The sequence below is a fragment of the Shewanella sp. SM20 genome (assembly GCF_025654545.1).
In the GTDB taxonomy this organism is placed as follows: Bacteria; Pseudomonadota; Gammaproteobacteria; order Enterobacterales; family Shewanellaceae; genus Shewanella; species Shewanella oncorhynchi.
On sequence record NZ_JAKKRK010000019.1, the window covers coordinates 45,530 to 72,382 of the forward strand.

Genomic DNA, 26,853 nt, shown 5'->3' on the forward strand with positions numbered 1-26,853 from the left:
CAGCTCTTATAGTTCAACGCCATTCATTAAAACTAGCTGTTATGCCAACCTGTTAAATTATTCAATTACTTAGACCTTATTTTTAATACCAGCTTTGACCTATCAGCGCGGCGAAATCGCTGTGCCTTCGCGCACTATTGTCTATAGCAAGCCAGCCTTGCAGTGATACTAAAATCCGCCACTTCGATACTATTCTATCCAATGTTAATTAAAGGTAACTATTTTACAAGTACACAGGTTATCAGCAGCAGCGATGTACTGCTTGCAACACACTATCTAGCGCCCGTATTAACTGCACCTGAAGTCAATCAGCGCAAACACGATTTGACTATGTGAGAAAAGTATCGACAGAGGCACCATTCGTATCACCACCAAGGCGAGCGTCAAGCCACAATGAATTTCACTTAATTCAATTGGCTAAGCACATGAAACACAAACTCATCATTCTGTTTGTTCTCTGCACTTTCTTTGTGATTTCCTTGATGACCAACAGCATGGGGCCGATTTTCCCTGCGTTAATTGACAGTTATGCTATCGGCCTGACGTTGGCGGGGTTATTTCCCTTTGCGTTTTTTATCGCCTACGGCGTGACATCGATTCCTGCGGGGATTTTGGTGGACAAGTACGGTGAAAAGCGGGTGATCATCTTAGCCTTTAGCCTGGCGTTTATCGGCGCCGTGACTTTTGTGTGTCTGCCCACCTTTAGCATCGCCATGTTTAGCCTGTTTTGTATTGGCACTGGCATGAGTTTATTGCAGGTAGCAGTGAATCCCTTATTGCGACAAGCTGCGGGGCCAGAGCATTTTGCCTTTTTCTCCGTACTGGCCCAACTTGCCTTTGGCGGCGCCGCGACCTTAGCGCCGCTGGTGTATCAGCATTTTGTCGCCTTAGATCAAGCCAGTGTTGCATCAGCCAACTATGTGCAACAGCTATTGCCCGAGAACATGAGTTGGCTCGCCATGTATTGGTTATTCGCCGTGGTCGCGCTCGCCATGGTGCTCTTTGCCAGCCTAGTGAAGATGCCCAAAGTGAATAAACTGGCAGATGAGTCGGCAGGTGCCCTCGAGACCCATTTACGCCTTTTCAAAGATAAAACCGTTTTGAAATTCTTCTTCGCTATCGCCGCCTACGTTGCGCTTGAGCAAGGGCTCGCTAACAGTATCTCAGTCTTTTTGCTGCAATATCATGGTCTTGACACCTTAAGTGTCGGCGCCAATGTGGTTAGCGATTTTTGGTTTTACATGACGCTCGGCTGCCTACTCGGTTTACTGCTACTTAAACTTATCGACAGTCAGATCTTGCTGCTCAGTTTTTCCCTTAGTTCACTGGTATGTTTTCTGGTGGCGATATGGGGACCGAGCCAACTAGCATTAATTTGTTTCCCATTGGTTGGCTTTTTCATTTCTATCATGTGGTCGGTGATCTTCTCGCTGGCGCTCAATTCGCGCACTCAAGATCATGGATCATTCGCCGGCATTCTCTGTACTGGCATCATCGGCGGCGCGTTTATCTCGCCGATCATTGGTGTTATCAGCGAGCTATCCGGCGAATTACGGCTCGGGATGTTAGTGCTGTTAATCCCTATGGCTTACATAGGTTATGTGGCCCTAACGGCTCGCCCCTTGATTAAAAACACCACCCTATTTTCAACAAAAGCGGCCTCAAAGAATGACGAGCCGATGGCAACAAACAACACGAGAGGCAACAAGCTATTATGAGCGTCCTATGTTTAGATCTTGGGGGAACTAAACTGATGTTGGCACAGGTGGAAGGTAAAACCTTACTCGACACTTGGCGGTATCCTGTTCCCGCCGATGGCAACTTTGAACAATTATTCGATTTCCTCGTGACCTGTATCCACAGTCACCTCACGCCTGAAACCTGTGGTATTTCCATCGGGATACCCGGTATGGTGGATATGCAGAGCGGCACTTTACTCGAAGTGCTCAACATCCCTGCGCTGACGGCAACGCAGTTAGCCCAGCAGCTGCAAAATACCTTTGAAATGGATGTTGTTGTGAATAACGACGCTAACCTCTTTGCCCTTGGCGAAGCTGTGCTCAACAGCAATCAAGACATGCTCGGGATTACCTTAGGCACAGGCGTGGGCGCTGGGGTGATTTTTAATGGTCAGCTGTATTCGGGTAAACATTGCGCCGCAGGTGAAATCGGCAGTTTGAGTTATCGCGATGGCATTATTGAGCACTACTGCTCGGGGCAATACTTCACCGTTCATCACCAGATGAGTGGCGAGCATTTGTACCAAAAAGCCTGTGAAGGTGACAGCCAAGCGCTGCAAGCCTTCGTCCATTTTGGTGAACACTTGGCGCACATGATCGCCCAAACCTTACTGGTATACGATCCCAAAGATATCATCCTTGGCGGCTCAGTCAGTCAAAGCTTTCCCTTTTTTATTGAGGCGCTTAAACAAAAATTGCAGAGCTTAGTCTATGGCCCGCAACTGGCGGACTTGACGATTTCAGCCAGTCAACATCACAATGCAGCACTCATAGGTGCGGCGCAGTGGTTTTTACAACAAAAGGACTCAGTTAAGTGAAAGGACTAACGAAAGGGAAAGGTAAAATAAAGTGGCAGAGGATTAAGACGGCCTTAGTCAGCGGCATAATGGCAGTGCTTCCCTTGGGGCCAGTGCTTTCAATATTTATTATGCCATCGGTACAGGCCGCCAACGCCGTGCAGGAGGCAAATCATGTCGCACTTAATCAATTGGCCGATAAACTTCAGCTAAGTTATCAGTTAACCGCCAGTTATCTTGAAACCTGTCCCGCTAAAGAAACCCAATGCTATCGCTCTGCCATTGAGCTAACCCTGCCCACTCAGCTATCCAACGACAAGTTATCCAACGAAGAGCTAAATCATGGCGATTGGCAAATTTATTTCAGCCAACTATCGCCCGTTTATTTTGTCGATGCGGGTGACTTTAACATTGAACATATCAATGGCGATTTACACAAAATCACTCCTAAAGCCAGTTTTAAGGGTTTCGTCGCCAATCAAGTTTATCGTATTGAGTTTTATAGCAAAGGCAGCCAAATCACCCGTTCCGAGTTTATGCCAAACTTCTTTGTCGCTATGGGCTATAAGGCGCAGGTAATAAAGAGCACTCAAACAAGGCGAGATCCAGAAACGGGTTTAGCCGAGCAAGACTACCTGGCGCCTTTTAATGCCGAGAAACAATTCTTACTGGCAAAAAACGATGCAACCCCCTTTGCCGATGGCCAGTATTTAGCCGAGCAATATCAAGCCTTAGCCGCAGACAAAGCACCTGACATTAGCGGCAAACTTATCCCCACGCCACTTCATAGCCAAAGCCTAAACTCGGCGCCTTTATCCCTTGCTAAAGGTTATCGACTCGCGGCTGCAACTGTCGATTTTAAGGGCCGGCAGGCGGCGTTGGATTACCTCGATTCTTTAGGCTTTTCGGCCAAGGACAAAGGCACGCCGCTGTTATTGCAACTCGATACTCAAGCTCCTAAAGTCGCCAGCACTGAAGCCCATGATAGTGAAATTAAAAACAGCGAAGCCTATCGGTTAACCATAACGGCCGAGCAAATCAGTATTCGAGCGAGCAGTGAAGCGGGACTCTTCTATGGCATACAAAGCCTAGCTGGGCTGATCAGTTTAAGTGACGATCAACTGGTCGCCATCGAGATCCAAGACCAGCCTCGCTACGCCTTTCGCGGCCTGCACATCGATTTAGCCCGTAACTTCCACTCGCTCGATTTTATCAAACGCATTATTCCACAGCTCGCCGCCTATAAAATCAATAAGCTGCATTTGCACTTAGCCGACGATGAAGGCTGGCGTTTAGCCATACCCGGCTTACCTGAACTGACCGATGTGGGTGCAAAACGTTGTTTCGATTTAACCGAGCAAAGCTGTTTATTGCCACAACTGGGCAGTGGCATAGCGGACGTAAACCCCGTCGATGGCTACTTAACCGTGGCGCAATACCAAGCAATATTACAACTGGCTGATGCTCACCATATCGAAGTGATCCCTTCACTGGACATGCCGGGGCATTCACGCGCCGCAATAAAATCCATGGAGGCGCGTTATCACCATTACCTAGCAAAAGGAGATAAAGCTAAGGCGGAGGAGTTTTTACTGACTGAATTTGCAGATAAAACCCAATATTCGTCGATTCAGTATTATCACGACAATACACTCAATGTGTGCTTGGCGAGCACCTACCACTTTATCGATACTGTGATTGATGAAGTTAAAAAGATGCACCAAGCCGTAGGCGTTCCCTTAGTGCATTACCACATAGGTGCCGATGAAACCGCGGGCGCTTGGGTCGAATCTCCAGCGTGTATCGCAATGAAGCAACAAAAAACCGATGAGTTAGCCGGACTGCATTCGCTCAATGGTTACTTTATCGAGCGCGTCGCTAATATGCTGGCAGATAAAGGGATTATTGCCGCAGGTTGGAATGATGGCATGGGTGAAGTTCGCCCCGAAAACATGCCCGCCCAAGTGCAATCTAATGCTTGGTCGCTGATTTCGGATAACGGTCATCAAATCGCCCATAAGCAAGCCAATTTAGGCTGGAAGGTGGTGATTTCAACGCCAGAAGTCACCTATTTTGATTTCCCCTATGCTAGCCATCCAGATGAGCGCGGCAATCATTGGGCCTCGAGGGCAATAGACAGTTTTAAGGTGTTTAGCTTTATGCCCGACAACCTGCCCGCCCATGCCGAGCGCTGGCGCAATAGTTTAAATCAGCCATTTATCGCGGACGACAGCCACAGCCAGCTCAAGCCGGGACACGGTTTTTACGGCTTACAGGGGCATCTTTGGAGCGAAATGGTGCAATCGGATGAGCAAGCAGAATACATGCTATTCCCGCGCATGATAGCCCTTGCAGAACGGGCATGGCACAAGGCACCGTGGGAATTAGCCTATGATTATCAAGGTAAAATCTATAGCCAACAGACTCAACATTTTGCCAGCCAACTCAATGGCCAAGCCGAGCAAGTGCTCAAACAGGATTGGCAAACTTTCGCCGCTGTGTACGCCAATAAAGTGCAGCCTAAGTTAGCAAAAGCGGGAGTTTTCTACCGCATAGCACCACCTGGGATTCTTGTTGAAAATCAGCTGTTAGTGCTCAATAGCTTATATCCCAATGCCGAGCTGGAATACCAACTCGACTCAGGACCTTGGCTAAGCTACCGCCAAGCTTTCAAGCTTAATGATGTCAAACACATCCGCGCTAGAGTCAAAGATGGCGCACGTTACTCTCGCCCATCGACTTGGCAAAATCACCTCTAATCATTACTCACAGAAGTCGACCATCACACGTGATGGTCGATGGGTTAAGCATGAGCTTACATTGAGGCTTTTCAATAACAGCGCAACTCAGGCTATAATCTCGCTATTCGCGATGACACTCTCGTGATAATACTTTATCAAGCCTAAGGATCTGCCAACCGATGACAACTGCTTCTACTAGCCCCTTTGCCGTGTTAAACCAAACCACAGCGACCTCGTTTAATGAACAGAAAAATCTGATTAAACGGGTATTTAAAGGTAAGCCAGTGCAATGTCCTAGCTGTAAACAGACACTTAAAGTCATATTGCCTGAGCAGGCAAAGGCAGAACAAGCCGCAGGAATTTACTGTGCTAAAGGCTGCACAGATATCGAACTCGATATGGAAGCCGTCGCGGGACTCTAATCATTCCAGAGCCAACCCACACTGGCATTAGCCTCACATCGACGGCCAAGCGACGATTACAACAGTCCCCTGTGATTAGCCGTTATAAAGTAAATATCTTTCTAATTATCAATGAGATTATTTGAACTGATCACGGCAGTTGCTTAAGCCGCCCACGAAAATAGTGTCGATAATAGCCCACCAAATTACTGCCAATAAAGAGTACCTCCATTAACACTGCCACGGGCGATCCCACTAAGGCATTGTGAACGAGCCAAAAACTGGTTCCGACTATCATAAGCAGTCTGAGATCTTTATCCCTTTGACAGAATGCGGCGCGGGTTTGAAACAAGGTACCTATACAACTGATCACTGTCGTTACCCCATTGAAGGTCACAATGCTCATCACAAGTGCAGCAATAGAGAAACACCATAGAGCTACTTTTGAGGTGGTAAAAATACTGGTGAGATAACGCACTGTGGCTATGCCCATTAAGCCTGCGGCAGTCCATTGCTCCAGCAAACAAAAATGAATTGAAATCAAGATGCCAGACACAAAAAGGCAGGCGACTATCCGCTCCCGCGCCTTAAATTGAAACGAAATCAGATCGAAGATAATGGCTATCGCCACCAAAATTTGAGACAAAGTAAACGCAGTCAACTTATTAAGCTCCTTCGCTTTAAGTAATAATGCGCACTCTGATTGAAAGCTTTGTAGACTTGAGAGCGCAACTTAAGGCGCAGCATCATGGGAATCGCGCTTTAGCGCATTAACTTAAGTTAACTGGGAGCAAAAACCGTTAAAGAGAGTCTTGAAGTCGTCTACGCATACGCGACAAACTGATTGCCGTAATGCCAATATAATTAGCTAGCTGACCTTGGCTTAACCGCTCAAGCCAAAGTGGTGAATGTTCGCGTAAATACAGATAACGTTGCTCAGGTGTGTGCAGCAGTAAAAAGGCTTCCTTTTGTTCTTTATACAATAATTGCTGTTTAAGTAACCCAAGTTGCACTGACTGCAGCGAAGTATCATCCAATAGGGATAGTGGCATTTGGATAAGTTTACAGGCGCTTAAGGCTTCTAATTGGTAACGAGCGGGAATTTGCTTAAGCCAACTGACATACAAAAAACACAATTCACCCTCGAAATAAAACTCCTTACAGCGCTCTGTGCCCTCCTGAGTATAATGGCAAGCGCGCACTATACCATCCACAACAAAATACGCCTGTGACTGCGCTTCACCTTGGCCGAGTAGCACCTCTCCCGCCTTAGCAGTAAACGCATTGAACTGTGGCGAATAATGATCCACAGCGCCTTGACTCGCCCCTAACTCAAGCAAAAATTGTTGCAGTGGCTGGCAAGTTGGCACCTGCAATACAGCAGTCTTTTTTACGTCATCAGGTTCAATCATGCGAGCTACTCAGCGATTTATCACTAAACACTTAACCACTGCCATTCGAGTAAGGGTTCAGCACTCGCTTGCAGACCTCGGCTCAGCGTGACGTTAAATACACTTTTAGCGGGAATCACTCCCACGCCCTTGGGGGTGCCTGTCATCACAATATCGCCTTCATCGAGACTGATAAACGCTTGCAACTCGGACAATATGGTCTGAGGTTTGTAGATCATTAAATCGATATGCCCCTCTTGCACCAAGTTATCGTTGATACTCAAAGTAAAATGCAGCGGCGCCTCGGCATCATCAATCGCCACAAAGGGGCTAAATAATGCGGCCCCATCGAAGGCCTTTGCCCGCTCCCAAGGCAATCCCTTGGCTTTTAACTTGCTTTGTAAATCACGTTTAGTGAGATCTAAGCCAATGGCAACGCTGCTAAAACGGCCATCTTGAAACATAAAACACAGCTCGGTTTCATAGTGCAAGGCTTCGCCTTGATGCTCAGAAAGTAGCACAGTCGACATCGCCGAATTGGGCTTTAAAAACACCACCATGTCGTCGGGTATGTCATTGCCCAACTCATGGATATGGTCGACATAATTACGTCCAATGCAGACAATTTTTGTCGGTACGATACGCTTTTCACCCAACACGACTGATTTCATTTTTAATCCTTTTTACGATACGGTTGAGATTATTTTTAAATAATCAAACCAAGAAGTTAACCTTAACTAGCGCTAAACTCTCAATAGAAAAATTCACTTTACTTGTGACGAACTCTGCTACACTTGAATTAATATTTCAATAAAAACAGCGATCTAATCATTAATAAACCCATTTTACAGGGACAGTCCTAGAAGAGGTTTTCGCACTATGTTGACGCTTACCATAAAACAAAAAATCATTTTTAGCTTTAGTGCCATCGGCGCGCTGCTCATCGCTGGTAGTAGCTTTTTCTACTATTCACTCTCCCAAGTACAAACCGCCTATCAAAATATCGAAACCTTAGCCGTACCGGTGCAAAAGCAGAGTAATAGCTTGCAACTGGTGCTATTAAAAATGTCACGCCTTGCCACCTTGGCCCATAGCCAGCAAGACACCGCCGCCTTAACCAAAAGTCAGCAAGCGTTTACGGCGCTGCAGAAGAAATATCAAAGTATCGAAAATGAGTTAACGGAGCGAGTGGCAGATCAATCTAAGATGCAGACTTCCCTGCACGAGGCGCAGGCTAGATACCAAGCCTATTTGCAACAAAGCCAAGCCATGTTTAGTGCGAAACTCGCCAATGAACAAGCAAAGCAGCAATACCAACAACTTTTCCAACGCTTTAACGATGCCAAGACCAACGCCAGTAATGCGATGATCGATCTCGAAACCCTGTCCATCCCCGATAATCCCACTCTGCTCGAAGAGATTGTCGGTACAGGCACGCGTATCGACGACATGTTGTATACGCTAACCAACACTATGGGAGAGCTGATCCACACTCAAAGTTTGGAGGTGATCCAATCGCACCAGCAAGATGTCAGCATCTTACTGGGTAACCTCACCACTAACTTTACCTTTTTAAAACAACAAACTGATGGGCTTGATACATTAGGCTTGCTGCAAACCTTCGAACAGCAATATGCGATTATCAATACCTTACTCGCAGCCCCTGCCGAGCTTTATAAAACACAAGAAGCCGTGGTTGAGGCGCAGCTTCAAGCCGAGCAACATTACCTCGATGCCGATAAAGAATTTAATGCGAATAATCTCGCCTTAGACAAGTTAATCACCTTAGCCGATCGCCGATTTAGCAGCCTGCAAACTATTGCTAGCAATGCCATTGAGCAAGGGCAAACCTTAGCGATAGTGCTCGCATTGGTGTTTATCGTTATGGTGAGTTTTATTTCCTTCTTCACCTCCAAGGCCATGCTCAATCCATTAGCCTTAGTGAATGGCGCACTCGCAAGCATCGCCCGTGGGGATTTATCTAAACGCATTCACAAACGCCATGATGATGAATTTGGCGCCCTAATTGATAACATGAATACCTTGAGTGACGATCTTGCCAAGCTCTTAACCAATATCAGCCAAAATGCCCATTCATTGGACAGCTCAGCCACCCAAACCAATGAGCAAGGTCAGCGCATCGCCAATGCCGCAACGGCGCAAATCAGTCGAGTCGATGAAACGAAAGCCTTAGCAGAACAGATGTTTACTAGCTCAAATCTAGTGACAGAACAGGCCAGTGAGTCGGCGAGACAAATCAGTCAAGCCTCGAAATACGGTAATCAAGTGAAGCAAATTGCCGATGATAATCGCAATAAAATTGCCGAACTGAGCGCCCGTTTAAGTAGCTCAGTTGAAGTCATGTCTCGCTTGAGCATTCAAAGCGATAATATTGGCAGCATTTTAACCACCATTAGCAGCATTGCCGAACAAACCAATTTGCTGGCACTGAACGCCGCCATTGAAGCCGCCAGAGCGGGGGAACATGGTCGTGGTTTTGCCGTCGTAGCCGATGAAGTGCGATCACTTGCCTCACGCACCCAAGCCGCCACCGCCGAAATTCAAACCATGATCACGGCCCTGCAAAAAGAAACGTCCACGGCAGCCGATGCAATTACTACGGGGCAAAATCAAGCAAATGAGTGTGTCGGACAAAGCCAAACCCTGCAGGATGCTATCGCTCACATAGAAAGCACCTTACATACCCTCAATAAAATGAGTCTAGAGATCACCCACGCCGCCCACGAGCAGTTAGATTACAGCCAACGGATTGAGTCGAGCATGAGTGAGGCGGCACAATCTGCAGACCAAAATGCCAATGAAGCCATGGACATGGCCAAACGCAGCAACGAAGTCACTCTGCTTGCCCATTCACTCACCAGCTCAGTGGAGCGGTTTAAACTGTAGAGGTGATGGGACCTAGGTTCTAGATTCTAGGCATATTCCATCAGGAATTCATCGAGTTGTTCGTTGGCAATTTCAATTTCGTCACCTTCGAACTGGGCGATATGAAACATACCCTCACCTTCGTTAGTCACAGGGATATTACTTATTCCTATGATAATACCGTCGGTTGGCGCGCGAATGGCCACACTGTCACCGCCGTGGGGACTAACGATATGGGCAATGATATAACCCTTAGTCACCCGCTGGCCAAGTTTAAGCTTCATATTCACTAAACCATCGGATTCACTGCGAACCCAATAACTGCGAATAGCACTGACACTCGCGCCTTTGTTACTCACTCGCCCTTTAAGCATATCTAAACTGCGCATCACATTGAGCACACCTTTGAGGCCAGATTTTATCGACAACTCGCTAAAACGTAACGCCTCTCCAGCCTCATATAAAATACAAGGAATGCCCTGTTGATTAGCATAACCTCGCATAGAAACACTGCGCGCTTTAGAATGCATAATAAGCGGCGCACCAAAGGCATTCGCCATGGCGAGCATAGTCTCATCATTAGTATCACAGCGAATTTGCGGCAAATTATCCCTATGGACGGCCCCAGTATGTAAATCAATCACATGGGTTGCATGAACTAATAACTGAGTGGCAAACAGATTAGCTAAACGGCTTGCGAGCGCCCCTTTACTAGAACCAGGAAAGCAACGATTTAAATCGCGCCGATCGGGTAAATAACGGGATTGCTGAATAAAACCAAACACATTCACTATTGGCACCACAATTAACGTGCCCGTCAGATTCTTGGGATTCACTCTGGCTAATAAACGCCGACAAATTTCGATACCATTGAGTTCATCCCCATGAATGGCGGCACAAACCAGTAAAGTCGGGCCAGGTTTGGCTCCGTGAAACACTTCCACATGAATATCGAGTTGCGTATCGGTATACAACTTAGCGGCAGGCAGCTTGATCCCTAATTGCGTCCCAGCTGTGACTCGTTTTCCCGCTAATTCAAATGCTTCACGTCTTTTTACCATGGCAACTCCCTTGTTCTATCAAATGTTATCCCGCGCGGTTGGCTCATGTTTACCGCATTTTTGCCAAAATGATCCGCTATTACATATCAGCCGACTTTAAAGACTAAAGTGGGATTTTAAACGAATTATTGCGGCTCAAATTGGTTCAGCCAAGATTTTAAAATCTGCAGTAACACAGGCCTATCTTCAGCACTCACGCCCGCGAACAACGCACTTTGACATTGAATATGCTGAGGTAATGCCTTATCAATGAGCGACTTACCCTCGGCAGTTAACGAGACATGGACGGCGCGGCGATCTTCCTTACTGTGCTCCCGCTCAATCAGCCCCTTATTTTCGAGTCTGTCTAAACGACTGGTCATAGCGCCAGAACTTAGCATCATGCTCTGATAAAGTTGCGAAGGCGAGAGTGTGAACGGCTCTCCCGAGCGCCTTAACGTCGCGAGCACATCGAACTCCCCCTGACCTAAGCCAAATTCGGCGTGGCATTGCAGCAGTACCACTTCGATATATTTCGTTAAACGAGCGATTCGCCCGAGCACAGCCATAGGGATCAAATCCTCAGTAACCCCTTGCTGTTGCCACTGTTCAACAATTCTATCGAGGCCATCTTCTTTAGTATTCGAATCCGCTTTCTTTTTATCCGTAGAACTCGCGTTAGTATCCGCAGGACTGGCATTAGTTAGCGTCATTTTAGCTGTCATAGGTTTATCTCAATATAAAGATTCTTTACATCATTCTTTACATCTTAGTCATTTTCTCGCAGAATTAAAATATCTTTATATCAAGATACATCTGAAAGAGATTCTTTTTGAATTGTAGTGATGTGGTTTCAACCTACTGTTGTTGAAAGGAAATCATCATGAGTATGCTAAATGCTGCTACAAATCACTTTTTCAGCAAATCAAACTCAGCTTATTTTTGGAGACAATCCATGCGATCCCCCCTGACAGAGAAAGTGAATTTATTGCTGCTCGGACTCGCGTTCATCCTTATTGGTCTAAATCTACGGCCCATTCTCGCCTCCGTTGGGCCTTTACTGCCCAGCATACAAAAGGATATCAGTTTAAGTTTTACCTTAGCGTCTATGCTGACATTGCTGCCTGTGCTCGCCATGGGACTGGGTTGTTTTGCAGGCTTTAGTATCGCCAAACGCTTAGGATTCAATACCGTAATGACAGGATCATTGCTACTGCTGATCGCCGCTACTGCAATGCGCTTCTGGGCGATAGATGCCAATTGGCTTATCTGCTCGGCATTACTGGCAGGGGTCGCAATCGCCCTCATTCAAACCATCATGCCCGCCATGATTAAGCTTAATTTCGGTGAACGGGTCCCCTTAATGATGGGGCTTTACGTCACCGCCATTATGGGCGGCGCCGCATTAGCGGCGAGCAGTGCGCCTTTTATCGGGATGAACTTAGGTTGGCGCGCGGGTCTAGGTCATTGGACTTGGCTAGGCATATTCGCACTCGTGCTGTGGCTCCTGATTAAACATAAAGCTGCACTACCGAGCCAAGCAAAAGAGCAAGCTTTGCAGCTTAACTTTTGGCGTTTTCGTCGCAGTTGGCTATTGGCGATATTTTTTGCATTAGGCACAAGTTGTTATGTCTGCGTACTTGCATGGTTAGCCCCCTACGCGGTCGAGCTAGGTTATAGCCAAACTCAATCTGGATTAGTGTTAGGTTTTTTAACCAGCATGGAAGTGATCGCGGGCTTAGTGTTTCCTTGGCTTGCCAGCAAGTCGACGGACAGACGCGCCATCATAGCCCTACTCTGCTTGCTACAACTCATTGGCTTTATGGGACTGGCACTCGCCCCTCAAGTATCGCTATTTTTATGGGCGGGACTTGCAGGATTAGGTATTGGCGGGATTTTTCCACTCGGGCTGATTGTCACTATGGATCATCAACAGAATCCTATGTTAGCAGGTAAATTAACCGCCTTCGTGCAGGGTGTGGGATATACCATAGCGGCTATCTCGCCTTGGATTGCCGGATTAATTCGCGATAATTTCAACAGCTTTAACAGTGCTTGGTTATTACTCGGTGGCTTAAGTGTGATCACGTGGATATTATCTTGGCAATTTAATCCGCAGGGCTATGCACGCCAATATCAAATCACCCGCTGCGTATCTTAACTACCTAACTCAACATAAAAAAACCACCATGTCGGCTAACGATCATGGCGGTTTTTATTGTGTTGAGCTAAATAAATCGCGCTCACACTAAGCGAAACTTAAGACTTTTTAACGAAGCACGTCAGAATCACAATACGAGTACCGTTAACGCGGCCTTCGATATGCTCTGGGTTGTTGGTCAAAGCAATGTTACGCACAGCTGTGCCACGCTTAGCTACAAAGCTAGTGCCTTTCACGTTTAAGTCTTTGATGATGACCACAGTATCGCCAGCATTGAGCACTGCACCATTACTGTCTAACGTTGGCGTAGCATCGTCACCTGCTGCGGCAACTTCGGCATCACCCCACGCTTTTAAATCGTCTTCAAGATAAAGCATATCCAGCAAATCTTGCGCCCAGCTTTCGCCATTTAAGCGCTTAAGCATACGATATGACATCACTTGAACTGCCGGTACAGGACTCCACATGCTGTCATTCAGACAACGCCAGTGGTTCATGTCCATGGTATCCGGTGCCGCAATTTGGCCACTGCAGGTTTCACAAATCATGATCTCATTGTCACGGCCATCGGAGGCTGGCAGATCATAAATAGAGAGTTCAAGCTCGCTGCCACACAGTTCACACTTGCCGCCACAGCGACTTAGCAATTCATTTTCAGTCATTTTTCTGTTCTATATGCCTAGTAAAACGTGGATTATGCCATAAACTGGCATTTTTCGGCAGGGGGCTGAGGCAATATAACCCTATTTTTTATGAGCTATATATGCCTAGTCCACACAGCCTTGGTGATTAGTCTTTAAAATTCATAGGCTAAACTCAAACGAACATCACGCCCTGCGGCGGGTATCCCATCGGAGAGAAACGGCACCACTTGCAGATCCGTAAGATTTTTTACCATCAAACGCACACTTAATCCCTTTAAGATGGCTTGAGGTTCATAGGCGAGATACACATTCTGTAGGAAATAATTCTCGCTTGGCGACTCGGCATTAAAGATATCACCGTGGGGAACATTGGTTTGCGCATCATACCAAGCGCCCTGCCAAGCGATAGAAATGTCATCTGTGATATACATGCCTAAACGCAAACGAATATCGAGCGGGGCTATGTTAGCTAAATATTCATCGTCATCTTGGCTGTCTCTGAGTGACCCATTGTGCTGTCCTTGCAGCCATGAAACCGCAAGATCACTGAACACATCTTGATAGCGATATTGGGCTTCAAAATCGGCACCGTAAATATGGTAACCATCAAGATTTGTATAACCACTTTGAATTAACTGGGTTTTATCAGACTTAGCTCCGCGGCGCTGGGCAATATCATCACGACCTAAATTGGCAAACAGGGTGATTTGCGTCGACAAAGCATCCTCATTGGCAAGTACATGCTGATGCTGCGTCATTAGGCCTAATTTGAAGGCATGTAAGCGTTCGACATCAATGTCGCGACTCGTGCCGGTAATGCTGGCTTTAGCGTATTGCACGGCATAAATCTCATCCACCACAGGGGCTTGCAAGCTATAAGCGTAATCAAAGTTTAACCGAGCGTGATTTGTCAGTTGATAATCTATGCCTAATCTGGGTGAGAACCCCGAATGATGGGTTGAGCTATAGTCATGGCCCGCAGCAATATCATTGTAATCTGGTGCAATATTTGGTCGACCTATGCTGTAGATAAAGTCATATCGCAGCGAGGGAGTCACAGTTAAGTCATTAGTAAGATGAATTGCATCGCGAATATAGGCAGCATAGGTATCTTGACGGCCTTCAGGTTGGTAGTAAGGTGTGTACCAGCCAAAGTTTTTCTCGGGATTTGTTTCATAACTTTTGTTAAACACGAGCGAAGTGCGGTCGAGACTACGGTACTGTAATCCTGTGGTGATCTCATGGTCACCAATCAAGCTCAAGTTGTTAATATCAATGTAGTCACGTTTATAGTCTAGCCAAGATTCGTGACCGAAGTTGCCTACGGAAACCGTCATTTTCTCCCACGCGATATCGGGTCTTACCCAGTGGCGTGCATTCGCCGAATGGGAAATCACCACTTGGGTATCGATCAGGGGATTACTCGGCGAATAGCGATAATTTGCCGACCAAGTGTTGTCTTCATAGGTGTTGTAGGCGGTTGTGGCATACAGAGCCTGCTCGTAGGAACCGTACTTTTTGATGTTGTAGTCTGAAATTGCAGGCATAGGGCCACGGCGGTTAGCCCAAGGTTTGCGGCCCTCATCAAGATAATGGGTCACGCTCAAGGCTAATTGGTGATCGCCCTGCGCATAATCCATCTTACCTAGGTAGTTATCTTGCTCATAGCCCGAATATTCAAACTCTTCACCATTGGCTAAAGTGACATCCCCCGCATCGCGACGCGTAAGATGCAGCAAGCCAGATAGATGTGAATTCACGCGGCCATAAACGGTCCCCGTATAACCCATAGCGTCATTATTGCTGGCGTAGCTGGTTTTGACTCGAGCGCCAAGGGATTGATCATATTTAAGAAAATCATCGGCCGATTTAGTGACCACATACATGGCACCACCAAAACCGCCATTGCCCGAGCGCACATCATGGGCACCTTTAATCACTTCCACTCGCTTGATGAGATCAGGATCGAGGAAAAATGATCCGTAACGATACTGCTCAAATCCCACCGGAGCATTATCCACATAAACGTTAAAATCTTCCGTCTCGCCAAAGCCCCAAATATTAATCCGCTCACCGCCACTGCGGGTACCGCCATCGATATGCGCCCCCGCCATATCATCGATCACTTCGGCGAAAGTTGTCGCCTGCATCTCCTCGATTTGTTCCATGGAAATAATCGCTTCACCGGGTTTAGCGACTGTGATGGCCCTGCGATATTGCTGCCCATGAACCTGCAGGATCTCAATCGGCTCAACCTTAGGCTCGCCCAATACCTCAGCGGCGTACAACGGCATTGAGGGCAATATACATAATCCCATAAGCGACAGATTTCTATTCGCTTTCCACTTATCACACTTAGGCAGGCAACCCATTCAACGTCATCCTATTAACAAACCAATCTAAAAATAGGGCGGCATTATAGGCACTAACGAACAAGATAAGAATAGTTCTCACTTAGCTTTACGTGTAAATAACCGACTTATTGAAAACAAGGTAGAAGCGGCACAATGCAAAAATTTAAGTGAAGATCTTGCCGAAGGATGGCAGTATTGACACCCAACTTGGCAGTCTTAACTATCGTGTTTTAACTATAGTGTCTTAACTATCGTGAGTAAGAACGAGCGGGCGATACGGGAGGATATGTCAGCACAACTCACCTTGCTCCTCAATCGGCATTAATACTGCTTATGCTCGGTTTATCTGCATTAATAAGGTTCCCTGATAATGGCCACTCTAACAACTAAAATCCCTATTGCGACTGGTGCAACGTTCAGCGCTGCGAGCCTGCAATTTTTAAATCAACTGGCACAAAACAACTCCCGCGACTGGTTTAAAGCCCATCAGGCGGAATACGAAGAAACAGTGCGAACGCCTGCGCTGCAGTTTATCGAACAAATGCAGCCCAGTATTCTCGCCCTCTCACCTAGGCTCACTGCCGTACCAAAAAAAGTCGGCGGCAGCTTGATGCGTCCCCAGCGAGACAGCCGTTTTAGCAAAGATAAAACACCCTATAAAACCAATGTTGGCATTCAATTTCGCCATTTTCAGGGCAAAGACGTGCATGCGCCGGGACTATATTTACACATTGCCGAAGATGGCTGTTTTATTGCAGCAGGGATTTGGCACCCAGAATCGAAAGCCTTAAATGCCATTCGCACTTGCATCGATGAGAATCCCAACGGCTATAAAAAGGCGCTACAAACCTTACAAAGTCATGGATTTAATATGGATGGCGATAGCTTAACTCGACCACCAAAGGGATTTGATAAAAACCACCCTATGCTGATAGAGCTAAAACGAAAAGATTTTATCGCAGTTAAAAATATCGCCTTTGAGGAACTCTGCCGCCCAGATGCAGCCAGTTTTTGTGCCGAGCAGTTTGCACACTGCACTCAACTGATGGCCTATCTGTGTTTTGCGCTGGACTTGGACTTTTAGAAATAGCTTTTAAAAATAAACTTTTAAAAAATAGATTTCTAAAAAACATGGCCTAGGCAAAAAACTAGGCCAATCAAACTATGTCATTTGCAGTTATGCCGTCTGATTAGCACTCAAACTACGTAAATAGTCTTGCAATACAACAAACGCATTGTCTAACAACTCATATTCGCCCGCCTTGCCTAACACTCTAATCCCTTGTAATTGCAGCACTAAAAAAGCAGCAACTTGATGTGGTTGCACATGGGCTAATAGCTCTCCACGCGCTTGGCAAACTTGTAACACTTGGGTGAATGAGGTCTGTAATCGACAAAATAATCGCTGACATTCCTGCAGCACACTTTCATCGTTAAGGCTCTTTTCGAGCACAGCATTTTGCATAAAACAGCCATACTTTTGCTCCCGCTGCAAAGCAACAAAGCGCGCTAAATAAGCTTCTATTTCAGCTAAGCCCGCTTTTTCATGCAGCAAAGTATCTGAGGCACCAAAAGAGTAGTTATCAAGGTAGAAACTGAGGCACTCGCGATAAAGATTCTGCTTGTCGCCGAAACTGTTATAGAGACTAAATCGATTAATGCCTAAATGGCCGACGAGATCGGAAATCGAGGTTTCGGCAAAGCCCTTTTGCCAAAAAAGCTCCATCGCCAATATGAGTTTTTCTTGCCGATCAAAATTACAACTCCGTGCCATAGCCTTCGACCTAATCTCTTGAATACGCGTTCACGTTCAGCTTCACCATTCCTCTTTACTACAGAAAGTTGAGGAGAAAACATTCTTGACTGATCGTTTAGATATGGCGTAAATTCTAACCTAACCGATCGTTCCGTTAAAGCCTTATATGCTCAAATCGAGCATAAAGCACTGATAAAAACTAAAGGACTTTAGATGAAACTCTACGAATTAGCTCCGACTCCCAGCGCACGCCGCGTCAGTATTTTTCTTGCGGAAAAAGGCATAGAAGTGCCAAGAGTGAACGTCGATATCCGTGGAGGGGATAATTTAAGCGCTGAGTTTAAAGCCAAAAGTGTAAATGGCCGCATTCCACTGCTCGAACTCGATGATGGCAGCTACCTGTGTGAATCTGTTGCCATTTGCCGCTATTTAGACGAAATCCACCCGAGTGAACGTTCACTGTTTGGCAATACGCCACTTGAGCGCGCCAAAGTAGAAATGTGGCAACGTATCATAGAGTTACAAGGATTAATGGTTGGGTTTCAAGCCTTTCGTAATTTAAGCGGCGTCTATAAAGACAGGGAAAATTGTGTCGAGTCTTGGGGCGCAGAATCACGCCAAAGGGTCATTGACTTCCTACCAACCTTAGACCAACAATTGAGCAAGTCACCCTTTGTGGCAGGCGATGCATTCAGCATTGCCGATATTTCGGCTTACGTTTTTATCAGCTTTATTAAGAATTTAGATATTGAAGTCACTGACAGCTTGCCGCATCTCAAGGCTTGGTTCAACACTATGGCGCAGCGTCCTGCCATAGTATCGTTAACCCCTAAAAAATAGCGGCGCTAATGCCTGATAATGAATATTCATGGGCACTAAAGTGAGTAGCTATAAGCGTTATAACCTAAAGGAATTATCATGATAGATTTATACACAGCCGCGACCCCTAACGGTTTTAAAATTTCCATCGCACTGGAAGAAATGGGACTTGAATATCGCGTCCACAAATTAGATTTCAGCACCAATGAGCAAAAACAGCCCGAGTTTATTGCCATCAATCCCAATGGTCGCATTCCCGCCATTATCGACCGCGATAACGCGGATTTTGTGGTATTCGAATCGGGTGCGATTCTGCTGTATCTCGCCGAAAAAACAGGTAAATTCCTGCCAGCCGATCCTAAAAAACGCTCGCAGGTGATCCAATGGTTAATGTTCCAGATGAGCGGCGTCGGTCCCATGATGGGACAAGCCAACGTATTCTTTAGGTACTTCCCTGAAAAAATCCCCGCAGCCATTGACCGTTATCAAAAAGAAGGTCGACGTTTATTCGAGGTTATGAATACTCAACTAGCTACAAATCAATACCTTGCTGGTGACGAATACACGATTGCCGACATCGCAACTTGGCCTTGGGTGCGGATCCACGAGTGGAGCGGCATCAATATGGAAGGTCTGACACATTTGCAACGTTGGTTAGATGAGTTAGCGCTCAGACCTGCGTGCCAAAAAGGCATAATCACGCCGCCACCGGTGGAAATGAGCGATGAAGAACGGGCTAAGCAAATCCAAAAAATGGTGACGAAATAATCACCTTCCAAGCGGTAATTGAGTGATAGTCTGCAAATAACCCTTTGGTACTGAATGCACTATGAGTCTCAGTGACTCAACCACAAAAAGCCCCGCAAGTTGATGCGACTTTGGGGCTTTTTTTCTGCCTGTTATCGGGCAAAACTGCTACACTCTGCGCCACTTATTTTTCCCCTCTGTTACAGTTATGCCTCCTACATAAGGCGCAGCCACAGAGAGCATAATTCAGGCTAAATTTATGGGTAATCCAAGCAGCTTCTCTTCCGGTAAAGCATCCAACTCAAACACATCGTCAGCATTAAATGCAGAGGCAAGCACCCCAGCGCAAAAACGCGCGCTCAGTTACGCCAGTACAATTAAGCAATTATTCGATGAAATTCAAAGCAGTAAAATGCCCGCAGACCGTATTCTGGCAAATTACTTTAGAGAACATAAAAAACACGGCTCGAAGGATCGTAAAGTCATCCGTGAATCTTTGTTTAGTCTATTTCGTTGGTGGGGTTGGTTTCAGCGAATAGGCGATCAACAAGAATCAGCGACTTATTTTGCCAGCCTAAGCGCCAGTGCGTTATTGGAAGCCCATGCCTGGCAAGATATCGCCACTGCTTGGCATGAGTTATCGCAATCGCCTATCGATTATCAACAGGCTCAAGCACTTGCCGTTGACAGTCTCGACGACAAACTCACGCTAATGCAGCATTTATTTCCCGCGACTGAATTTAAACCACAGGATTTATTACCCGACTGGTTCTGGCAAGTGTGCCCTATAGATGCGGCGCAGCAAACGCAATTAATTGCTGCTATGTCCAGTCGCCCGCCGATTTGGGGCCGCGCACAGGGGATCACTAGCCAAGATGTGGCGACACAACTGCAAGCGATAGGTATCGATGCTAGTTATGGTCATTACTTTAACGATGCCATTAACCTTGGCAGCAAGAGTATGAATCTTAATGAAATCGCCCTGTATAAAGACGGTAACATCGAGATCCAAGATTTGGCTTCACAGGTCATAGGGCAAATTTGCGCGCCAGAACCCGATGCCCATTGGTGGGATGCCTGCAGTGGTGCAGGCGGCAAAACCCTGCAGCTACGCTCTTTGATGTTGACTAAGGCTGCTGATAATAAAACACCCTCTACGGGCAGCATTATATCGTCAGATATTCGCTCCAATGCCCTAGAAGAACTGACTAAACGTGCCCAAAGAGCCCACTTTAACGGCATTAGCGTGGCCCGTTGGAAGAGCGATGCCCTGCCGGTACCAGCGGATCATTTCGACGGTGTGTTAGTCGATGCCCCGTGCAGTTGCACTGGCACTTGGCGACGTAATCCCGATATGCGTTGGTTGGATGGTGTTGAAGCCGTGGCAGATAAAGCCGCGTTACAGCTCGATATTTTAAGCCGTAGTAGCCACGCAGTTAAAGCGGACGGCATCCTCGTTTACGCCACATGTTCCTTGTCGCCGCTCGAGAACCAAGACGTGGTGACGGCGTTTTTACAGCAACATCCAGAATTCACGCTCACGCCAATACGCCATCCTTTTACGGGTGAACAAACAGAAATGTTGACCGTATGGCCCTTTGAAGCGAATAGTGATGGTATGTTTGTCGCGCGTATGCTGCGCAGCAAGTAACACTAACTCATTATTTTGTATCAAAACTTGGCGCCTTTCATTCTGGGCGCCAGTTTCAATCATATAATATAATTTCTGATGATAATTACACTTACCCTTTAATTATCATAAGGATAATCCACACATTCCCCATTAAAATCTCAGATACGGCCATTTCAGTGGCAAGATATAGCCTTTGGACAAAACTTTTCACCATCAGTGATGAAATATTTCGCTTTAGCTTCATCTCACCTTTGGGTAAAAAGATCGGGTGCTGCGAATGGCACAGGTATTTTTGGAATTTTGACCATGTCACACTCCTATGAATTTGACGACGATGATGCGCCATGGGGCGATAACGTCAAAGGTAAGCAAAAGAATAAACGCGTGAAACAGCGCCGCAGGGATACTAAGCGACGTTACTCGGACGATAATACAGAGGTGGATTTCTACCAAAATAAATCGAAGTAACTGAATCTAAGTACCCTAGCCCACGGGTTTGTTTAACGAATTCGTTCAGCGCTAAGCCTGCCAAATCTGAGCAAGTTGGATAATATCCAACTTGCTACTCAACCCCCTTATCCCCTCTCAAATTCTTAAAAATTCAATTGTAAAATCAATGGGCTTAATGGCTTATTTGCCCTATGCTTTTTGGGTTATGACTCCCAAGCCATTGGACTTACACTGAAATTTAAGGATGAACACCATGGAAAAACAGCGCCCCGACTTTATTTATCCCCAAGGCAGTATGTTGATGCACTCGCCCTTAGTGCTAAATAAAGCCGATATGTACGGTTTTTTTCTTAAGGGGAAACGGGAAAACCTGCAACGCTCTATCGATAAAACCCTGAATCAAGTTGCCGGCAGCGCAATGTATTTTAAGGTGCTGTCTCCCTACGTACTGACAACCTTCACTCAAATTGAAAAAGCATATTCCGCTTATCCAGAGGACAGAGCTAAGGGCTGGATCCAAGAAACGGACATCATCACTTGGATCATGGTCGGGCGCCAAGATAGCAGCGACAGTAAACAAATCAGCCAAGTGTATTTTCAGCCACTACACATTTGGGTGAACGATGCCATGGCCTTGATTAATGGCAGAGAACTCTTTGGTTATCCTAAGTATTTATGTGAATACACTATGCCAGCGGTTGGCGAGCCTCTGACGCGATTATCCCTTGATACCAAAAGTTTTTTACATTTCTCACCCGAAACCGAACTTGCCCTGCATCCATTAATTGAAGTGAATTGCGATGCCAAACCCGAGGCACAGCTTTCAACCCTTGAAGCGATAGCTCAAACTTGGCAACTCTTTAAAGAACAAACCGATTTTATTCCAGAACTTGACCAGCTTGGCGAAGAGCAGCTATTTCATCTGTTATTTAAACCCGCTATCGATCAAGTATTTCTAAAACAGTTCCCCGACTCGTCAGGGCAAAAAGCCATTTATCAAGCCATCGTTGCCGCGCCAGCCCAAGTGAATAAAGTGCACAGTGTTGCCCTGCTAAAAAATGATTTTGTCGCGACCATTTTTGATAATGCCAGCTTTCCGTTAAAGGATACGCTCGGGGTCGAGATTGGTGAGCAGCACGTTTTACTCCCTTACCATGTGAACTTCGATTTTGAAGTGCCGCCCGGCGAGGTATTAGTCGATAACTCCGAAATCAAAAAACAGAAAATAGCCATTCTCGGTGGCGGTGTCGCGGCAATGACAGCAGCCTGTTATCTAACCGATAAACCCGGCTGGCAGAATCAATATGAGATTGATGTCTATCAACTCGGCTGGCGTATCGGTGGTAAAGGGGCTAGTGGCCGCAATGCCGCTATGGGACAGCGCATCGAAGAACATGGTTTACACATCTGGTTTGGTTTCTATCAAAACGCGTTTGCCTTAATGCGTAAAGCGTATGAGGAATTGGATAGGCCAGTAAACGCGCCGCTTGCAACTTTTTTTGATGCCTTTAAACCGCATAACTTCATCGTCTTACAGGAAGAAGTTGATGGCCGTTCTGTGAGTTGGCCAATCACTTTCCCAATGCTACCAGGCATCCCAGGTGATGGCACCGAAACCCTCACCTTCTGGAAAGTCGTTAAAGTCGCCTTTGCGTGGATCAAAGAATGGCTCAAAGACATGGATGACCTGCTCGATGCAGATGAAAATGCCATGGGAACACCTAAAAACTGGCTCGATAGCAGCTGGTTTGAACGCTTAAAAGATAAGTTAGAGGATTCGGTCGAAGATGCCAAAGAATCACTCGACGCGCTCGGTGATAAGCTTGAATGCCATTTTAATCAAATGATTGGCCGCGAGTGCGATGAGCATGTACACAGTGAAAGTGACGATGGTTTTGTAGAATCAGCTGTCGATGCCCTGCATCAAAGACTCGTGAAACGTTTTAGCGGACATTTAGATAATAATGACGAACTGCGCCACTTATATATAGCCGCCGATCTGGGCCTCACGATCCTCAAGGGCATGTTTGCCGACGATGTATTTGAAAAAGGCTTTGATGCCATCAATGGCTATGATTATCGCGAATGGTTAACCAAACATGGTGCAAGCCTTAAGTATACAGTCGACAGTGCGCCAGTGCGTGGTTTTTACGACTTAGTGTTTGCCTATGAGAAAGGGAACTTCGACAAACCCAATGTCGAAGCGGGCACAATTATCCGCGCTATGCTGCGTATTGCCCTGTGCTATCAAGGTGGCGTGATGTGGAAAATGCAGGCGGGTATGGGTGATGTTGTGTTTACACCTTTTTACGAAGTGCTCAAACGCCGCGGAGTCAACTTCCACTACTTCAATCGCATCGATAATCTCGAATGCCGTAATCAAAGCGTTCAAGCGATTGAGATCACTGAGCAAGTAGCTCTGGCGCCGACTGTCGCAAACTATGCTCCTTTAGTCGATGTGAAAGGTCTCGCTTGCTGGCCGAGTACGCCCAATTATGAGCAACTTGAGCCTGAACAAGCTGCACTGCTTAAAGCCCATAATATCAATCTTGAACACTTCTGGAGCGATTGGGACAGCGTGTATGAAACTCACTTTGGCAAAGCACTGCCGAAAAAGCGCTTAGTCAAAGGTGTGGATTTCGACAAAGTCATCTTCGGTCTTTCCATCGGTTCTGTGCCCCATGTGGCGAGTGAAGTGATGGCACAAAGCCCAGCCCTCAAACTTTGCGTTGATAAGGTGCAAACCGTTGCCACTCAAGCCTATCAACTGTGGATGAACCAAGATCTTAATGGAATAGGCTGGCCAAATTATTCTGAAGATGGCGAGGAGCCAGTATTATCGGGCTTCACTGAACCCTACGATACTTGGGCATCGATGAACCAACTGCTAGACAAAGAAGATTGGCGCGGTTTAGAACCTAAAAACGCCAGCTACTTTTGCTCGGCATTACCTGTCGAAGCCTATCCGCCAAGCTCGGATGTGGATTTCCAACAACGGAAAACCTTAGAAGCTAAAGCCGGTGCTATCCACCAGCTCAATACCGAAATCCATAAACTTTGGCAAAATGTCGGTGATAGCTTCCCTTGGGAATGGCTTCACGATGAACAAGACCGCCAAGGCGTTGCCCGCTTCGATAGCCAATATTGGCGCGCGAACGTAGACCCATCCGAACGTTATGTGCTGTCGGTTAAGGAAAGCTCGCAGTATCGCATCACAACAGATGGCACAGGGATAGATAACTTGTATATGACGGGCGATTGGATAAAAACAGGCCTTAATGCGGGCTGCGTCGAAGCGGCGACGATGGCAGGAATGCACACTTCAAAAGCGATATCGGGTCATCCTGCAGTGATTAAGGGCGAAAAAGACTTCTAAGCTCGTCCTTAAATCTAGCTAAGTCGCAAACTTGGACACTGCTCAATCCAAGCAAGATGAAGCTAATAAATCTAAGATAAAAACATAAACGGCGCAGATAAATTCTGCGCCATTTATGTTTTCTAATGCTCTACTTAAACCATTACTTTAAGTTTTTCAATAACTAGCTTAAATGTAGCCTCACATCGACACCGCGAGTATCTGCATACTCTTGACGACGCTTATCCATACGCGATTGATATAAGTGAGTGTCAGCAGAACGCAACCACTCATGGGGATCTGCGACCTCAGTGTTTAACGACATCCCAAAACTACACTGGCAATCTTTAAAACCATGGCTTGCTAATTCTTCACCTAAGCCACTCAAAGCACTCTGTAATAACTGGATACCAACAGAAGGCGTCACAATCACAAACTCGTCACCACTAATACGATAAACCTTCATGTGCGCTAAGTCTGTTGCTTGCAATAACTGCACTATCAACAGCAATAATCTATCGCCTTCTTGATGGCCGAGTGTTTCATTGACACTTTTCAGACTATCGATATTCAATAGTGCTAACGCCATCGGTTGCACGACTTTATCGGCAAATCCTAATTGTGAGTTCATATATTCGTCAAAAGCATAACGATTACCGACTCGCGTTAATCCATCTAAACGTGCCTTTTCCCATGCAATCGCTAACTCTTCAATATGCGCCTTACGTTCCTCAGCAAGTAATTTCAGCTTATTCGCTAACGCTAAGGACAGTAATAACGCATCAGCCGTACCGCCCATCAGTGTCGCCAGCTCAGCATGTTCGATAAAATCAGGGGTTAACCCCATATTTCCGGGTAAAATAATCACCGCAGGCAACAGCAAGCAAGTAAAGGCAAGAATAAAATAACGCGCAGGAGCAAAGCCTTTCATCAAGCACACATTACCGCAAGTAATCGCTAAAGCAATCCATAGCATAATCAGTACAGAGGCAATAATTGCCGTATAGGATAACAACCAAATACTGGTCGGCAGAGCCACAATGCAGGCAAACATTAAATACTGACTAAGACGCCACAGCCGCGGAGAGTAACTAGGTAACTGCAGGAAGTGCTTGTAAAACATGATATTAAAAATGGGCAAACTGATGAAAAACAGATGATGCAACTCGAGGTAATGGAAATTAAATAAGTGTGCAGGCAAATGGAAAGTCAGTGCCCAGCCACCAAAATAGGCAAATACGTAAAGACCATAGTAGAGAAACGCTTTATCAAGAATAGAGATATAAATCAAAATATTATATAAAGCGATAAACAATAATCCGCCTAAACACAGCAGCACTGCCATTGCGAGACGGTCAGACATCAGTTGATGATCCGCCACACTTTGCAATGCTATCTCAGGGGGAGATGAGTAATAACGGCTACTCAGCTTCACCACCAACCAATAATCCGTGCCCATATTCAAGGTGACCTTACGGCCATAATCGAATAAAAACTGGTATGGAGCAGTGTAGCCACTGTGGGCATGTTGTACGCTGCCGTCACTGCCGAGTATCCAATAATCTACGGATTCAATAATCGAATTACTTGCATCCACTACCCAGTTTGATTGACGTTGATTGACCATCACAGGTGTAATCATCCAATAATCGCCACCGGTTAAGCTGACCGAACTAGCTTCGTCGAGTTGTCCCATCCAATGGGGCACGGTTTCAAACCGCTCAGGAGGCTGTTGATCCGCTTTAGCATGGAACAAATACGGGGAGTCCAACGCAATTTCAGCGCTTAATACAGAGGGACTTAATGTCCACAAGAAAAGTAAAAAACACCAAAATAGAGTTTGTTTAAGTTTGTTCATCGGCTTATTTAGTTAAAGGGCCATAGATCATTTTTACAGCTATGAAGAAAATGCTAATGCTGTCAATCTTAGTCGATAGTT

At 46.1% G+C, this 26,853-nt stretch carries 21 protein-coding genes; 12 read left to right on the top strand and 9 right to left on the bottom strand.

Annotation, left to right across the window (positions count from 1 at the left end):
• Positions 1-425: 425 nt before the first annotated feature.
• From L5M18_RS09835 to L5M18_RS09850, 4 genes are all read left to right on the top strand, one after another.
• A complete protein-coding gene (locus tag L5M18_RS09835; RefSeq protein ID WP_263196766.1) occupies positions 426-1,718 on the top strand; it encodes an MFS transporter in 1,293 nt (430 codons plus the stop codon).
• Entirely contained in the window at positions 1,715-2,557 is an 843-nt protein-coding gene (locus tag L5M18_RS09840; protein WP_263196767.1) for an ROK family protein, read from the top strand. The genes L5M18_RS09835 and L5M18_RS09840 overlap by 4 nt, the downstream gene beginning before the upstream one ends.
• A complete protein-coding gene (locus L5M18_RS09845) occupies positions 2,554-5,295 on the top strand; it encodes a family 20 glycosylhydrolase (protein WP_263196769.1) in 2,742 nt (913 codons plus the stop codon). Before L5M18_RS09840 ends, L5M18_RS09845 begins: the two co-directional genes overlap by 4 nt.
• A gap of 161 nt (positions 5,296-5,456) precedes the next feature.
• Entirely contained in the window at positions 5,457-5,699 is a 243-nt protein-coding gene (locus tag L5M18_RS09850) for a hypothetical protein (protein ID WP_006080930.1), read from the top strand.
• Between the two features lie 130 nt (positions 5,700-5,829).
• Here the strand turns inward: L5M18_RS09850 and L5M18_RS09855 are convergent, their stop codons facing one another.
• The 3 genes from L5M18_RS09855 to L5M18_RS09865 form a co-directional block, all read right to left on the bottom strand.
• Positions 5,830-6,339, bottom strand: coding sequence for a YgjV family protein (locus L5M18_RS09855; protein ID WP_263196771.1), 510 nt, complete (start codon positions 6,337-6,339; stop codon positions 5,830-5,832).
• Positions 6,340-6,478: 139 nt separating this feature from the next.
• On the bottom strand, positions 6,479-7,090 hold the full coding sequence (locus L5M18_RS09860) for a Crp/Fnr family transcriptional regulator (RefSeq protein WP_263196773.1): 612 nt from the start codon (positions 7,088-7,090) through the stop codon (positions 6,479-6,481).
• 23 nt (positions 7,091-7,113) lie between these two features.
• Positions 7,114-7,740 carry a fumarylacetoacetate hydrolase family protein gene (locus L5M18_RS09865; protein ID WP_259510285.1) on the bottom strand — a complete coding sequence of 209 codons (627 nt, stop codon included), beginning with the start codon at positions 7,738-7,740 and terminating at the stop codon, positions 7,114-7,116.
• 208 nt (positions 7,741-7,948) lie between these two features.
• Here L5M18_RS09865 and L5M18_RS09870 point away from each other — a divergent pair, with 208 nt between their 5' ends.
• The gene (locus L5M18_RS09870; protein ID WP_263196776.1) at positions 7,949-9,976 is read left to right on the top strand and encodes a methyl-accepting chemotaxis protein; all 2,028 of its coding nucleotides are present in this window, start codon (positions 7,949-7,951) and stop codon (positions 9,974-9,976) included.
• A 26-nt stretch (positions 9,977-10,002) separates the two neighbouring features.
• Here the strand turns inward: L5M18_RS09870 and L5M18_RS09875 are convergent, their stop codons facing one another.
• Together L5M18_RS09875 and L5M18_RS09880 are read right to left on the bottom strand one after the other, a co-directional pair.
• A complete protein-coding gene (locus tag L5M18_RS09875; protein WP_028760658.1) occupies positions 10,003-11,016 on the bottom strand; it encodes a succinylglutamate desuccinylase/aspartoacylase family protein in 1,014 nt (337 codons plus the stop codon).
• A 125-nt stretch (positions 11,017-11,141) separates the two neighbouring features.
• Positions 11,142-11,720 carry a MarR family winged helix-turn-helix transcriptional regulator gene (locus L5M18_RS09880; protein WP_198572063.1) on the bottom strand — a complete coding sequence of 193 codons (579 nt, stop codon included), beginning with the start codon at positions 11,718-11,720 and terminating at the stop codon, positions 11,142-11,144.
• A gap of 230 nt (positions 11,721-11,950) precedes the next feature.
• On the opposite strand from L5M18_RS09880, the gene L5M18_RS09885 reads away from it, so the two are divergent.
• On the top strand, positions 11,951-13,156 hold the full coding sequence (locus L5M18_RS09885) for an MFS transporter (protein WP_263196778.1): 1,206 nt from the start codon (positions 11,951-11,953) through the stop codon (positions 13,154-13,156).
• Between the two features lie 98 nt (positions 13,157-13,254).
• Here the strand turns inward: L5M18_RS09885 and L5M18_RS09890 are convergent, their stop codons facing one another.
• Positions 13,255-13,818, bottom strand: a complete 564-nt coding sequence (locus L5M18_RS09890; protein WP_011790067.1) for a PhnA domain-containing protein — start codon at positions 13,816-13,818, stop codon at positions 13,255-13,257.
• Positions 13,819-13,952: 134 nt separating this feature from the next.
• Positions 13,953-16,172, bottom strand: a complete 2,220-nt coding sequence (locus L5M18_RS09895) for a TonB-dependent receptor (RefSeq protein WP_263196780.1) — start codon at positions 16,170-16,172, stop codon at positions 13,953-13,955.
• A 352-nt stretch (positions 16,173-16,524) separates the two neighbouring features.
• Between L5M18_RS09895 and L5M18_RS09900 the strand changes: the two genes are divergently transcribed.
• A complete protein-coding gene (locus tag L5M18_RS09900) occupies positions 16,525-17,238 on the top strand; it encodes a DUF2461 domain-containing protein (protein WP_168823266.1) in 714 nt (237 codons plus the stop codon).
• 93 nt (positions 17,239-17,331) lie between these two features.
• On the opposite strand, the gene L5M18_RS09905 is transcribed toward L5M18_RS09900, so the two are convergent.
• Positions 17,332-17,928 (bottom strand): TetR/AcrR family transcriptional regulator, encoded by a 597-nt coding sequence (locus tag L5M18_RS09905; RefSeq protein ID WP_131525344.1) that lies wholly within the window; start codon positions 17,926-17,928, stop codon positions 17,332-17,334.
• Between the two features lie 195 nt (positions 17,929-18,123).
• On the opposite strand from L5M18_RS09905, the gene L5M18_RS09910 reads away from it, so the two are divergent.
• The 5 genes from L5M18_RS09910 to L5M18_RS09930 all read left to right on the top strand — a co-directional run bounded on the left by L5M18_RS09910 (position 18,124) and on the right by L5M18_RS09930 (position 24,935).
• On the top strand, positions 18,124-18,750 hold the full coding sequence (locus L5M18_RS09910) for a glutathione S-transferase family protein (RefSeq protein WP_263196782.1): 627 nt from the start codon (positions 18,124-18,126) through the stop codon (positions 18,748-18,750).
• A 78-nt stretch (positions 18,751-18,828) separates the two neighbouring features.
• On the top strand, positions 18,829-19,497 hold the full coding sequence (locus L5M18_RS09915; RefSeq protein ID WP_113941046.1) for a glutathione S-transferase family protein: 669 nt from the start codon (positions 18,829-18,831) through the stop codon (positions 19,495-19,497).
• 238 nt (positions 19,498-19,735) lie between these two features.
• Positions 19,736-21,127 carry an RsmB/NOP family class I SAM-dependent RNA methyltransferase gene (locus tag L5M18_RS09920; RefSeq protein ID WP_263196784.1) on the top strand — a complete coding sequence of 464 codons (1,392 nt, stop codon included), beginning with the start codon at positions 19,736-19,738 and terminating at the stop codon, positions 21,125-21,127.
• Between the two features lie 288 nt (positions 21,128-21,415).
• On the top strand, positions 21,416-21,577 hold the full coding sequence (locus L5M18_RS09925) for a hypothetical protein (protein ID WP_006080915.1): 162 nt from the start codon (positions 21,416-21,418) through the stop codon (positions 21,575-21,577).
• A 235-nt stretch (positions 21,578-21,812) separates the two neighbouring features.
• Complete coding sequence (locus tag L5M18_RS09930; protein WP_263196786.1) at positions 21,813-24,935, top strand: NAD(P)-binding protein; 3,123 nt, start codon at positions 21,813-21,815, stop codon at positions 24,933-24,935.
• 163 nt (positions 24,936-25,098) lie between these two features.
• Here L5M18_RS09930 and L5M18_RS09935 read toward each other — a convergent pair whose 3' ends face one another.
• Complete coding sequence (locus L5M18_RS09935; RefSeq protein WP_263196787.1) at positions 25,099-26,772, bottom strand: diguanylate cyclase; 1,674 nt, start codon at positions 26,770-26,772, stop codon at positions 25,099-25,101.
• Between the last annotated feature and the right edge of the window lie 81 nt (positions 26,773-26,853).